We start from the raw sequence: 13,528 nt of genomic DNA on the forward strand, positions 1-13,528 counted from the left end.
AGCAAGTAACTTGGACCAGTGTTGATCATTTAGCATTGTTCGAGGCATAGCGAGTGTAAAATTGGGTTTGGCGATTTAATTTTACTATCTCGCTATTTTTTTAATCAACAAATGTCAACAGACCCTACTTTGCTTAAAACCAAAATTTAACGATGACTCCAAAGAGCAATCCGAGTGTTGCAATTAACTCACCAATCACCAATCCAAGCATTGCCATACTCATCATCCATTTAGGCAAATGCCATTTGCCTAAGACGTGTGGCACTTTAAATTGATTGGTGGTATCGGCTAAATAGCCATGCAGTACATAACTTAAAATCGAAAAGCTAAAAAAGAACAGATTGATGATTACAAACAGTAAATTGAGTGTATGTGGAAGTGCTGAAAAATAGGCCAATACCGCCAAAATGAGTGTCGCTGGGGCGTATAACAAACTGCTCCGATGTGCTATATCGACATAATAATGCGCACGTGCCAGTTCAGACTGTCTTATTTGTGCATATTTCCACACACCCGTGAGCATACCTACCCATAAATAAATCCCACTAAAGACTATCGCAATTTTTACTGCACCCGAAAGTTGAAGCATGTCCATTTTAATTTACATCCATTGTTCAATTACACGCATTATTTTTATCTGTATTTCTACTGCAATAGTACTTGCTTCAAACCTGTTATGACATGACTTTAGAGTCATACTCTTTTCAGGTTTCTTTTTGGAACTTGTGTAAATTAGAGTCATCGGAACACACCCATGAAGTTTGAATCATGTCATCATCTGAAAAACTCACGATTCATTGCCAAGACGGCTATTCACTGAGTGCGCGCTATTATCCGCACCAGACAGAGCTCAAACAGGTTTTACCTGTGTTGATTTGTCCAGCCACAGGCATTACCAAGCAATTTTATAATAGTTATGCAACATGGTTGAGCCAACAAGGCTATGACGTTTTAGTTTTTGATTTTCGTGGTATTGGTGAGTCGCTACACAGCCCTTTAAAACAATCGACAGCAAGTATTGTGCAATGGGGGCAGCTTGATATCCCTGCGGCAATCGACGCTTTGATCAGTAAAACGCAGGCGCCTAAAGTCATATTACTCGGTCATAGCGCAGGTGGACAACTATTAGGCATCGTGCCAAATTATGACAAAGTTGCCAAAGTGGTTGCTGTTTCTGGCTCTACAGGTCATGTAAAAAAACTTAAAGGTCGTACCAAACTTTTAGCTCCAGTGATGTTTAATGTGATCTTCCCGATTGCACGCTATACCATTGGCTATGGCCCGACCAATGCAATTGGCATGGGTGAAAATTTGCCAAAAGATGTAGCTCGTGAATGGGCTGAATTTTGTAGCAAACCCGGTTATGTCATCAATGCCTTAGGCAAAACTGTTCAGCATGATTTTCATCAAAAAGTGAGCTGCCCGATCACCGCCGTATGGAGCTCTGATGATGAAATCGCTACGGAAGCCAATGTCAAAGACTTGCTGCGTTTATACCCGAATGCTTCGACTCAAATGATTGAGTTAAAACCGAAAGAAACAGGTCATAAAGCCATCGGACACATGTTGATGTTTAAATCATCACATCAAAACCTATGGCCGATCATTGAACAACAGTTACACGCTTAAGTTTTTACCACTCAGTCAGTAATCCGGCTGAGTGGTCTTTTTATGGACTGCACAATAATTTCTACTTTTAGATTCATTCAAACTGCCTGACAGCTTACATATTCTATTTTCTTTCTTTAAAATCTGCACTGAACGTCCAAGTGTACTTATTTTCATCAGCCGACTATTGCAAAAAATGATATAACTATTTTTTCTCAATTATATTCTATTTTGGCATGAGTGAAGCACGACATAACCTCGACAGAATTGATCGCTTAATATTATCCGCATTAAGAGAAGATGGACGACTCACCATAGCCCAGCTGTCTGAACGTGTTGGTCTCTCCTCTTCGCCGTGTTGGACACGCTTAAAGCGTTTAGAAAATTTAAAAATTATCGACGGCTATACAGCCAACATTAATCCAAAATCGATTGGGATCAATGAATTATTCTTTATTGAAATCACATTAGAACGTCACGATGATGAAATTTTAGATCAATTTAGTGAAACTTTAGCCAATATGCCAGAAGTAGTAGAAGCACATTTAGTCACTGGCGATTATGATTATTTGGTGAAAGTTGCAGTTAAAAATGCTGAACACTATGAGCGTTTTTTACGTAAAAATTTATATTCTATGAAAGGTATACGCCATACCCGCTCTATTTTTGCGCTACGACAATTAAAATCTGCCAGCAGTGCTGACCTCATGATGATTGAGTAATGAGCCAATATAGATCTAATCTATAAGATGACTTTAAAATTTAAGGGCAATTGAGTTCAGCACTCAATTGCCCTATTTATGTGTTCTAATCTATATAGCCATCTTTTTTCAATTTTTTATCTGTCAAATACTCACGTATGACCAATGTTGCAATAATAATGATGGCTTCTAAGATCGCTACTGTGACGGTTAGTTTGGTAAATACTTCGACACTGAGCAACTCAAACCATAATTGAGCGATGGCTAATAAACCCCATAAAACTGAAATAATAAGTGCACTAAAGACACCGTATTTCATTTTTCTCTCTCCAAAACAACTACATAAGCTTCGCGCTTCCAAAAAAGCAGCATACGACGAATATCCTTTTCCATTGTAATCACCGCCCAGCCTTGCTGTGCATTTTGATTTAAAAAATTGGTGAATTTAACAGGATCAACTTTTGAAGAGCCAAGCAGCAAAGATCCCAGCATACCTTCTTGATAGATAACAACTTTATATTCTTTCATCAATATAGTTCTTTATGGTTATAGTGAATTGAACAAATGTTCATGGCAAAGTATAACGATCGCTTTTTCCTAAAACAACAAAGTTTTAAATGTCAATTTACTCAGCATTTTTTTCAATTTTATGCTTTAATACACGCAGTATGAGATGAGCCTTATATGAGTATCACGCGAGTGATACGACTAGCCCCAACCATGGGGCTTTTTATTGTTTTCTACTCAGCTCACATTGTTGTGTTTCATTGTTCAATTCTGAGAGAACGAGACTGTGAATTTCACATGTTTTCACAGGGTCCTGCTCATAAGCCGAATTAAACCATGCAGCAGCTTTTTCAAAATCTTGCTGTACGCCTAGCCCACCTAAATAAAAACTTGCTACGCTAATTTTTCCGTTCAAATCATTTGCTTCCGCAGCCTTTAAAATCCATGGATAAGCTTTTTTATAATTTGGCTTTCCATCTGTACCTCTATAATAAATCATGCCTAAGCGATGCTGATATTTTGCCAATCCTTTTTCTGCTAAAAGTACTGTAGGCTTTTCTGCAAGCAGTAGATCATTCTTTGTATAGTAATAATAGTCGGCCAATTGTTCGATATCTTCTTGCTTGCCTTTATGAGCAAATTCAATCAATAGACTTTCCAATTTTTTATCATTTCTTGGAATGAGTTCATATTTATTCATGATCAAAAGCATACGCTTTGAATCTTCTAAATTTCTTTCAGCACCAATCTCAAACCATTTTGCAGCTTCCACATAATCTACTTTACACCGACACCTTTGTAATATATCAATCCCAAATTTTGATTTGCAGAGCGGTGCCCTAAGGCAGAAGCACGTTTATACAACGCTATGGCTTCGGGCAGATTAATCTCCACACCTTCTAGCCCCATATGTTTCAGTACAGCCAAATCATACAGCGCCTGCTTTTCGTTATTTTGCGCTTGAACTATGGTCTTTTGGACATCAATTTCGGCTGAATAGGTTATAGAAAATGGAAGTGCTGTTAATACAAATAGCATGAACAATTTGATGTAAGGCAAATGATATTTTAAAACTTTCATTGTTTATTATTCTTGATCAATAAGATGGTGAAAAATGAAATGCTAAAGCACTCTATCTAGATGCTTTAGCATTTTTTAAAGCTATATATAGTATTAACCAAAGAAGCCTATCGTTGCCTGAATGACCACAGCATTGACAATATCTACAAAGAATGCCCCTGTCAAAGGAATAATCAAAAAGGCTTTATGTGATGGCCCATAAGTGTTGGTTACTGCTTGAATATTAGCAATCGCTGTCGGTGTTGCACCCAAATTTACACCACATTGCCCTGCACAAAGTACGGCTGCGTCATAGCTTTTTCCCATGATCCTAAAAGTTACAAAGTACAGATACAGTGCTAAAACGAGGGTTTGTACCAGTAAAATAATCACCAGCGGGCCTGCAAGATCTGCCAATAACCAGAGCTGCAATGACATCAGCGCCATGGATAAAAATAATGCCAAGGATGCGTTACCAAATACATCGATACAGCGATCAAACATTTCAATTTTAAAGCCAAGTTCAAGGGTGTTTCTTAAAAATACACCACACGCTAAAGCCCAAACGAAGGTAGGTAATTCAAACCACTGTCCACGAGCAAACTCTGTCATGAAATAAGCAAAGCTGATACAGATGGCAAACATCCCCATCGTTTTGACGGCATCATCTGCGGTAATTAAACGAGTTTTTTCAGGATATTCGAAAGGCGCCGTTTCAGATGCAGGCGGTGCTTCATTACGTCCTGATGTGGGTACAAGTTCTTCTGCCAACTGAAAACGGCGGATGAGGAATTTCGCCACTGGCCCGCCCATCATGCCGCCAATGACCAAGCCGAAGGTTGCACTTGCCATACCGAGTACGACTGCACCTTGTATACCATGATCTTGTTCAAAGACTGTACCCCATGCGCCTGCTGTACCGTGACCGCCAGTTAATGTGACTGAGCCTGTAATTAAGCCGATGAGCGGATCTAATCCTAAAATTTTGGCTAAACTGATACCAACGATGTTTTGCAGCATGACAAATATAATGACACAGCCTAAAAACAGCACTAACGCCTTGCCACCCTCTTTGAGTTTTCCAAGACTTGCACTCAAGCCAACAGAGGTAAAGAACATCAGCATGAATATTTGCTGAATTTTGGCATCAAAATTTACGGTGATATTAAAGTTTTTAAATAATATAAAAGTAATTACCGCTGCAACTAGACCACCTGCCACTGGTTCAGGAATGTTGTATTTTTTCAGGATAGAAATTTTATGTACAAAGAAATACCCGATAAATAAAACCAAAACCGCCACGACAATTGTCAAAAAAGCATCTAGCTCATAATTCATAATTTAATCTTAAGTGCTCAATTTTATTTATCTTTTTACATAATTATTTGATTTTTTCAGCTAGAAAAATGTAAATAAGTTATTTAGCCCCTTCTTCTACTACACATTTCTGAAGCCTAATAAATGAAATAAATAAAAATGCTCAGCGTATGTGATGTGCTGAGCATTTGCTGTTTATGACTGAAAAGCAGGAATTTTGAGAGATTATTTGATATCGAATACCCAGTTATGCGCCTCTTTATCATTGGTGGTTTCACAGACATAGTAATCTTGATCCCAAGCATCTTGGTTAAAGATTTCTTTTTTGTGGTAAGTCATCTGTTTGCCATTTTCGACACAGACAAAGCTTTCGCCTTGGTCTTTGACTTGGGTTCCGTTGAGGAAGCCACCAATACAGAGGAATCGGGATTGTTTGGGCACTGATCTATGCTACTGTAAAATAATATTAGTTGTGATTAAACGTTGTATTCTTAGAACTGTAAATAACATTTATAAATAAAAGCCTCCAATTAAGAGGCGATTATTTCTATTTTTGACAGTTATTCAAACTATTTTCTATATAGCTTTTTTCTAATTGTCCTTGTTTAAAGGATTTTAATAACCGTTCCAACCTCACTCTATTCCCAGGATAAGAGCAATACAATTTTTGCACATCATTTATTTTACTCAAAGAAGTAAGTTTACTTAAAGAATCTACGGCACCTTGCTCAACCCTAGCCCAATTTACATTTAGTTTTTTCAAATCATACTTATTGTTATGTACTGTATATAGAATATGATAATAATGAAAATCTTTTTCTGCAGGATTCATTTCCTGTATATCATTAATAATCATTTGAATAGCATCATAATTTTCTCCAAACCACTTTGGCTCAAAACTCTCCATAAATGTATTATAAATAACTCGCTGTTTTGGATATTTTACAATTCCATCTTGATAAGCTTTTAAGTAGTTTTCTTCAGCCCCCAGATCACGTAGGGTCATTAACAGTATGTAGTAATAAAAAGGATCTTTAGATGCAACATCATAATTTTCTAATAAAAAATTTAAATTTTTAATTGATTGATCACCAAAATATTGCATATTTTTTTTCGATACTTGTGAAGTATAACTTCCCCCTCTAATGCTCCAAGCATGTTTTCTAACCCAAAGCGTATAGTAAATATAACCTAATGGTGACTCTGGTTCAGCCTTAATCCATTTCTGTGCGATTGCTATATTTTCTTTATAATAATTTGGAGAAGTTACTCGATGTTTATTTACAATCCCAAGAAAAGAATCTAAATAACTAGTATGTTTAAACTTACCATCAAAATTATATTCTTCACTATTTAAAAGCTGTTGTGCTTTGTTTGAAATATCTTTGAACTTTTTCTCTCTAATCAAATTTTCCACTTCAGACTGAATGTCATATCCTGTGGGATATATACTTTCATCAACCAATTTTATGTTTGCTAACTTCGTATACGACACTTCTGCAAAAATTTGTGTAGAACAAAATGTTAATAATATAAAAGATAAATTCTTTAGTTTCATAAGGCCAATTTCTAAATTACAGTTTTATTATTAGTAAGATTCTATTAAATAAAGAAAATCCCACATGACGTGGGATTTTCTTATTAACTACTTAATCAATTAAGACAATTGAGCAGCAGCAATTTTCTTAGTATCAACGTCTTTAGCAGCGTCAGTATAGTCGCCCATTTTGTCGAAGCTTAAGTATTGGTAGATGTCTGCAGACATGCTATCAATTTGAGCTGCGTATTCTTGGTACTCAGCTGGAGTTGGTAATTTACCAAGTACAGCAGCAACAGAAGCAAGCTCAGCAGAAGCTAAGTAAACGTTTGCGCCTTGACCTAAACGGTTCGGGAAGTTACGAGTAGAAGTCGATACACAAGTAGTGTTCGGAGCTACACGTGCTTGGTTACCCATACATAATGAACAACCTGGCATTTCTGTACGAGCGCCAGCTTTACCATAGATGTTGTAGAAACCTTCTTCCATCAATTGACGTTCGTCCATACGAGTTGGAGGAGCCAACCATAGACGAGTAGATAAAGAACCACCAGGAACTTTGTCTAGAAGTTTACCAGCCGCACGGAAGTGACCAATGTTAGTCATACATGAACCAACGAATACTTCGTCAATTTTTGTACCAGCAACGTCAGAAAGCAATTTAGCGTCATCTGGGTCGTTCGGGCAGCAAAGAACTGGTTCAGTAATTGTAGAAAGGTCAATTTCATACACTTTAGTGTATTCAGCATCTGGATCTGCTTTGATTAGGCTTGGGTTCGCTAACCATTTCTCCATGTTTTCTACACGGCGCGCCATAGTACGAGCATCGCCATAACCTTCAGAAATCATCCATTTCAACATAGTAATGTTTGATTTAAGGTATTCAGCAACTTTCTCTTCAGAAAGCGTGATAGAACAACCAGCAGCTGAACGTTCAGCAGATGCGTCAGAAAGTTCGAACGCTTGCTCAACAGTAAGGTCCGTTTCCATTTCTGTAAGGTCGATCTCAAGGATACGGCCAGAGAAGATGTTTTTCTTACCTTTTTTCTCTACAGTTAAGTCGCCTTCTTGGATCGCAACGTAAGGAATCGCATGTACTAGGTCACGTAGAGTGATACCAGGTTGCATTTTACCTTTGAACTTAACAAGAACAGACTCAGGCATGTCTAGTGGCATAACGCCAGTTGCAGCAGCAAACGCTACAAGACCAGAACCCGCTGGGAATGAAATACCGATTGGGAAACGAGTATGCGAGTCACCACCAGTACCAACTGTATCTGGAAGAAGCATACGGTTTAACCAAGAGTGGATAATACCATCGCCTGGACGTAGAGAAACACCGCCACGGTTCATGATGAAATCAGGAAGCGTGTGCTGCATTTGAACGTCAACTGGTTTTGGATACGCAGCTGTATGACAGAAAGATTGCATAACTAGGTCAGCAGAGAAGCCTAGGCAAGCAAGATCTTTAAGTTCGTCACGAGTCATTGGACCTGTTGTATCTTGAGAACCAACAGTAGTCATCTTAGGTTCACAGTAAGTACCTGGAAGTACACCTTGACCTTCAGGAAGACCACAAGCGCGACCAACCATTTTTTGAGCTTGAGTGAAGCCTTTACCAGTAGCTGCAGGTTGAACTGGAGTACGGAATAAAGTTGAAGGTGCAAGACCAAGAGCTTCACGAGCTTTAGTTGTTAAACCACGACCAACGATAAGGTTGATACGGCCACCAGCACGTACTTCATCTAAAAGAACTGGAGTTTTAAGTTCAGATTCAGCGATTTGAACGCCGTCTTTGAACGCAGTTACTTTAGCAGCAGCGTGGTCGATTTTAAGCGTGATTTCGTCGCCCATGTTCATGTTTTGAACATCGATTTCTACTGGCAATGCACCAGCATCTTCCATAGTGTTGAAGAAAATCGGAGCGATTTTAGAACCTAAGCAATAACCACCGTCTTTTTTGTTCGGAATGTGAGCAATTTCGTCACCAAAGAACCAAAGTACAGAGTTAGTTGCTGACTTACGAGAAGAACCAGTACCAACAACGTCACCTACGTAAGCAACTTGGTTGCCTTTCGCGATAAGCTCTTTGATTTGGCTAAGTGGACCAACTTCGCCAGGAACTTCTGGATTGATACCGTCACGTACGTTTTTAAGCATTGCGTTAGCATGTAACGGAATGTCTGGACGGCTCCACGCGTCTTGTGCAGGTGACAAGTCGTCTGTGTTCGTTTCACCAGTTACTTTGAAAACTGTAAGTTTGATTTCTTCAGGAACGTCTTTACGGCTAGTGAACCATTCAGCATCTGCCCAAGATTGCATAACTGCTTGTGCATTCGCATTACCCGCTTTTGCTTTATCAGCAACGTCGTGGAAGGCATCAAATACAAGAAGAGTTTTCTTAAGTGCGTCAGCAGCTAATTCACCAAGCTCTGCATCATCAAGAAGTGCAACTAAAGGAGCAACGTTATAACCACCAAGCATAGTACCTAGTAGGTAAACCGCACGTTCTTTAGTTACTAGTGGAGAAGTCGCTTCACCTTTTGCCAAAGCAGCTAAGAAAGCAGCTTTAACGTATGCAGCTTGGTCAACACCCGCTGGAACACGGTTTTCTAGTAAATCAACTAAAAATGCTTCTTCGCCAGCTGGTGGGTTTTTTAATAATTCAACTAATGCAGCTGTTTGAGCATCGTCAAGTGGCTTCGGTGGGACTCCGAGTGCGGCACGTTCTTCAACGTGTTGGCGGTAAGCTTCTAGCACGGTGTTATTCCTCTTTTTTAAAAAATTATTTACGCATTCCTGCTTTAAATAAAGCTACGCAAATAATATGGACTGCTAAATTTTACTAAAATTCCAGTTAAAAGTTAATGCACTACAAGTGTTTCTTCGTGATGCCCGTTATTTTATAAATAAATGATCCTCATATCGTTTATACATTAAGCAAAATCAATACTTAGAACACGCTTTTCTTGCGCATATTAACTTTTGACTAAAATTAACCATCAAAAAAAGGCAACTAAATGTTGCCTGTTTTTATCAGTATTGGATATTCCACCTTAGTGTACAGTGGTTGCAGTGATATATTGCTGAAGTTCTGCTCGATCGCCTGTAAATCTGAGGCACCATTCGTCCTGACATGTGGTTTGATGTTGATTACTTGCAAAGCTGATATCGACCAAATAACGCTGAGAAAATTCATCTATTTTTTGGCGTAATGTGACTTTATCTCCAATGCTGAGCACGTAGTTCCCACCACCGATAATTGCTACGCCTTGTTCATCTTCTAGGAGTAGATCTGAGTGATGCATATAACCTATAACGTCCATATTCTGCTCCTCTACTGTTTTTTATTCTCCATTTCATTATTCATTAAAAAGATTTGCTTTTCTATATTTATGATTTAGCAAGTTGTCACAATTTGTATTCCGCTATGCTTAGGCTATTTTAAGTCTTTAAGCATCTTATACTCAAAAGTAACCCGAAGATAAATATGCATTCGCAAAATAAGCATGAACTCAATCATATGGCTAAACAACGGATAGTTACCCAGTTGTAACTACTCACTGATGAATACAGCCTTTAGGTTTTGCTTTACGCGCTTTCTCGCATAAAAAACCGTTCCTTAGAACGGTTTATAATCTGGCATTTCAGTATGCGGTGTTGCGATACATTTTTCAGTAAACTCAGCACGAATTTTTTCACGTGCTTTTTCAACATCAGTATTAATCTCAGCTTGCGGCAAGGCATAAACTTCATCAATGATGTTCAGGATAAATCCTTTGGTGGTTTCATCCTCAATTTTGTTGGCATGCTCAACTGCTTTGTCTTTTTCAATTGCATTTTGACGATCTAACATAATCGTACGTGCAGCATTACCTACACTGCGGCAGTAACCCTGCCACTGCTCTTCAGGGGTTAATGGTTTTTTTTCAGCACAGCCGACCAAAGCCACCATAACGGATAAAGCAAATAACTTTTTCATGAACTTCTCCTTACGAGGGGCAATATAAAAGATCGTAATGGATTTGTCATTTAAATTAGTCGTAGCCGAACAAACAAAAAAAGCCCTTTCGGGCCTTTTTTATGCGTTTGAATTAACCGCAAGTTGCTTGAATAATCTTTTTATTGATTGGATTTACAGTGACGGTGACGCGCTCTACACGATAATCCATTGTTACTGGCTGCCCAGGTTTTACTAAACGGACAATTTGAGCTTGGCTAATCGCCTTGATCTGATCTTCAGTCAATTTTGCTTGGCCAATCAGCGTCTTAGCCTTATCAGCTACACATTCAGTTTGGCTACTACGGAATAATGCCCACTCTTCAACCACTTGTCCGTTTGGCAGATGGCAATACCCGACCTGAGCATTTGCTTCATCACGAATTTCAAGTTTACCTTTTTGTTCTACACAATACTGGCTGGCTGGATTTGCCATACCAATTTTTTCTGGTGTCGTTTCAGTTTGCTGTGTTGTGCTACAACCCGCCATAAATGCTGTCAGTGCAGCTAAAATCCATATATTTTTCATCAAGTCTATTTCTGAATATAAAAATTTAACTTATCAAGTTTGTGCCAAATAAACGAGTTGTTTATTGAAATTTTTAGTTGTCATTCCACTTTCTGTAATTAGGCAGCAATGTGCCCTATGTTCAAAATACAGAACGTCATTTTCTTTGAACTGATGATGATTTTTGCAATATTTAAAACGACTAAACTTGTCGCAGCTTTGATTTTAAAGGTTTTATAAATTTGAAAAATGACCTGCTCAACGCGTATGCTAAAAAAAGTACTTTTCTTCAAACACGCCACGTTGCGTAGGAGCAAAATATGTCAAAAAAACTGCCGATTTATTTTTCGGACGAAGCTTGGTCGTCTTTGCAACAGCTCATGGGCGCAGATGGCAAACCCAGTCCCACCATCAATGCCCTGCTTGAAAGGCAATCTCAAGAACTATCTATGGATCCATTTTTGGATTCTTCGCTCAATGTTCAGCCTGTTCAGAAAAATACCCGTATTGAACTTCCCGTTGCCTTGGAACGTATTCCTGCTGGCCCAGCTTTCGCCAATAAAGATGTTTTTGAAAAAGCCTTAGACCTAAATGATTATTTGGTAATTAACCCGCTCGCTACATTTATTGCGCATGTCGATAGCGAGTCTTTACTCAACGCCGGCTTTGAAATTAATGATACTTTTTTAGTCGATCGTAGCTTAGAAGCCAAACATGGCGATATCGTGGTTGCACTGATTGATAATCGTGAAATCACCTTAAAGCGATTGATGATCACCGCAAAAATGTCAAAAGAAGAAATTGCCGACATTTTTGGTGATCCCAATAAAGTCTTACCCAAAATTTGGCTAAAAGCAGAAAATCCAGCCTATGCGCATATTATCCCTTCAGATAGCGAATCTATCGTTGTTCAGGGTGTTGTGACCTTTAATTTAAAGCAATTTTATAAGCGCTCATCACACACCTAAACACAAGAATTCACCATGAAAGCTGCAAATAAAATATTTGCGTTAGTTGACCTTAACAACTGCTACGTCAGTTGTGAGCGTGTCTTTAACCCAAAGCTCAATAATGTCCCTGTCGTCGTACTGTCCAATAACGATGGCTGTGTTGTATCTCGAAGTCAGGAAGCCAAAGACCTCGGGATTAAAATGGCTGTGCCGGTCTATCAAATTCAGGATTTAATCCAACAGCATCATGTTCAGGTGTTGTCGAGTAACTATGCTCTCTACACTGAAATGTCTAATCGATTTATGAATATTTTAGGCATGTATGTCGGCCCCGAAGACCGTGAAGTTTACTCGATCGATGAATGTTTTTTAGATTTCACTGCCTATCAAGAACTGTTTGATTTGAACCTATATGCCAAAGAAATACGAGATACGATCCTAAAATGGCTAGGTTTAACCTGCTGTGTCGGGATTGGTCGCTCTAAAACGGAAGCCAAAATGGCCAACCATTTTGCCAAAAAAAATGCTTATTTGAACGGTGTGTGCAATTTAGTTGAAATGGACCCTTGTTCCTCAGAACAACTCCTTGCGCAGACACCAGTCAATGAAGTTTGGGGCGTCGGTCGGAATCATACAAAAGCCCTGAATCAGCTTGGCATTCATTATGTTTTAGATCTGATCAATGCACAGCCTAAAGATATTCGAAAAAAATTTAGTGTGGTGATGGAAAAAACCGTCTTGGAACTGCAAGGTCTATCTTGTCTGTCTATTGAAGAAGAAGCACCGAGCAAACAGCAAATTATCAGTAGTCGTTCCTATGGTCAGCCTGTCTACGAACTGGAAGATATTAAGGCCTCTATTCGTGTATATATCGCGCGAGCCGTCACACGTTTAAGAGCAGATCATTCTCTATGTCGTATGGTGGGAGTGTTTATTCAAACGAGTCGCTTTAATTCTACTGAAAAATACGCACCTTATCTGGCCATTACACTGAATGAGCATACCGATGACTTAATTAGCATCACCCAAGCAGCAACGCGTGCCGTCGAAAAAATCTTTAAAGCGGGATTTAAATATAAAAAAGCCGGTGTGGTGTTATTAGAAATTATTCCACAGCAAAATTTCACCCCAGATTTGTTTTGCGATATGACGCGAAGACAAAGCCGTTTGAAACTGTCCGAGACCATCGACGGTATTCAAAAAAAATTTGGACATCATTTTGTCTCGATCGGCTTAGCACAGGACGATGCTGCAACATGGCGGATGAAAAAAATCTGTGCTCCCCTGCTTATCTGAGTAATTGGAACGAACTGCTCCGTGTGAAATAAAACGTTTGATTGA

The 13,528-nt window shown here is 38.8% G+C and carries 15 protein-coding genes and 1 pseudogene; 4 read left to right on the forward strand and 12 right to left on the reverse strand.

The features are described 5' to 3' along the window. Window positions 1-133: 133 nt before the first annotated feature. Window positions 134-595 (reverse strand): hypothetical protein, encoded by a 462-nt coding sequence (locus FTU38_RS14350; RefSeq protein ID WP_180004966.1) that lies wholly within the window; start codon window positions 593-595, stop codon window positions 134-136. Window positions 596-768: 173 nt separating this feature from the next. On the opposite strand from FTU38_RS14350, the gene FTU38_RS14355 reads away from it, so the two are divergent. After that, the gene (locus tag FTU38_RS14355) at window positions 769-1,629 is read left to right on the forward strand and encodes an alpha/beta fold hydrolase (RefSeq protein ID WP_180004965.1); all 861 of its coding nucleotides are present in this window, start codon (window positions 769-771) and stop codon (window positions 1,627-1,629) included. A gap of 215 nt (window positions 1,630-1,844) precedes the next feature. Then, window positions 1,845-2,330: an Lrp/AsnC family transcriptional regulator gene (locus FTU38_RS14360; protein ID WP_078188537.1), complete on the forward strand. Its 486-nt coding sequence runs from the start codon at window positions 1,845-1,847 to the stop codon at window positions 2,328-2,330. A gap of 85 nt (window positions 2,331-2,415) precedes the next feature. Here the strand turns inward: FTU38_RS14360 and FTU38_RS14365 are convergent, their stop codons facing one another. The 11 genes from FTU38_RS14365 to FTU38_RS14415 form a co-directional block, all read right to left on the reverse strand. Further along, entirely contained in the window at window positions 2,416-2,628 is a 213-nt protein-coding gene (locus FTU38_RS14365; RefSeq protein ID WP_180004964.1) for a hypothetical protein, read from the reverse strand. Next, entirely contained in the window at window positions 2,625-2,837 is a 213-nt protein-coding gene (locus FTU38_RS14370; RefSeq protein ID WP_078193931.1) for a DUF4177 domain-containing protein, read from the reverse strand. The genes FTU38_RS14365 and FTU38_RS14370 overlap by 4 nt, the downstream gene beginning before the upstream one ends. Window positions 2,838-3,039: 202 nt before the next feature. Beyond that, window positions 3,040-3,588, reverse strand: a complete 549-nt coding sequence (locus FTU38_RS14375) for a tetratricopeptide repeat protein (protein ID WP_180004963.1) — start codon at window positions 3,586-3,588, stop codon at window positions 3,040-3,042. 5 nt (window positions 3,589-3,593) lie between these two features. Continuing rightward, window positions 3,594-3,896, reverse strand: a complete 303-nt coding sequence (locus FTU38_RS14380; protein WP_180004962.1) for a sel1 repeat family protein — start codon at window positions 3,894-3,896, stop codon at window positions 3,594-3,596. A gap of 93 nt (window positions 3,897-3,989) precedes the next feature. Next, window positions 3,990-5,213 (reverse strand): sodium/glutamate symporter, encoded by a 1,224-nt coding sequence (gltS, locus tag FTU38_RS14385; RefSeq protein WP_180004961.1) that lies wholly within the window; start codon window positions 5,211-5,213, stop codon window positions 3,990-3,992. 204 nt (window positions 5,214-5,417) lie between these two features. Further along, the gene (locus FTU38_RS14390; RefSeq protein WP_180111665.1) at window positions 5,418-5,633 is read right to left on the reverse strand and encodes a hypothetical protein; all 216 of its coding nucleotides are present in this window, start codon (window positions 5,631-5,633) and stop codon (window positions 5,418-5,420) included. A gap of 106 nt (window positions 5,634-5,739) precedes the next feature. After that, window positions 5,740-6,750, reverse strand: coding sequence for a DUF4034 domain-containing protein (locus FTU38_RS14395; RefSeq protein ID WP_078193935.1), 1,011 nt, complete (start codon window positions 6,748-6,750; stop codon window positions 5,740-5,742). A 99-nt stretch (window positions 6,751-6,849) separates the two neighbouring features. Beyond that, complete coding sequence (locus FTU38_RS14400) at window positions 6,850-9,489, reverse strand: bifunctional aconitate hydratase 2/2-methylisocitrate dehydratase (protein WP_180004960.1); 2,640 nt, start codon at window positions 9,487-9,489, stop codon at window positions 6,850-6,852. 296 nt (window positions 9,490-9,785) lie between these two features. Next, window positions 9,786-10,055 carry a hypothetical protein gene (locus FTU38_RS14405; protein ID WP_078193937.1) on the reverse strand — a complete coding sequence of 90 codons (270 nt, stop codon included), beginning with the start codon at window positions 10,053-10,055 and terminating at the stop codon, window positions 9,786-9,788. Between the two features lie 296 nt (window positions 10,056-10,351). Continuing rightward, on the reverse strand, window positions 10,352-10,711 hold the full coding sequence (locus FTU38_RS14410) for a hypothetical protein (RefSeq protein ID WP_078193938.1): 360 nt from the start codon (window positions 10,709-10,711) through the stop codon (window positions 10,352-10,354). Window positions 10,712-10,823: 112 nt separating this feature from the next. After that, a complete protein-coding gene (locus tag FTU38_RS14415) occupies window positions 10,824-11,258 on the reverse strand; it encodes an I78 family peptidase inhibitor (RefSeq protein ID WP_180004959.1) in 435 nt (144 codons plus the stop codon). Window positions 11,259-11,557: 299 nt separating this feature from the next. Between FTU38_RS14415 and FTU38_RS14420 the strand changes: the two genes are divergently transcribed. Both FTU38_RS14420 and FTU38_RS14425 read left to right on the forward strand, forming a co-directional pair. Further along, a complete protein-coding gene (locus FTU38_RS14420) occupies window positions 11,558-12,205 on the forward strand; it encodes a LexA family transcriptional regulator (RefSeq protein ID WP_111884977.1) in 648 nt (215 codons plus the stop codon). Window positions 12,206-12,220: 15 nt separating this feature from the next. Next, window positions 12,221-13,515: pseudogene (locus tag FTU38_RS14425) on the forward strand (Y-family DNA polymerase). Window positions 13,516-13,528 lie beyond the last annotated feature (13 nt).

It is taken from the genome of Acinetobacter sp. YH12098 (assembly GCF_013419235.1).
In the GTDB taxonomy this organism is placed as follows: Bacteria; Pseudomonadota; Gammaproteobacteria; order Pseudomonadales; family Moraxellaceae; genus Acinetobacter; species Acinetobacter amyesii.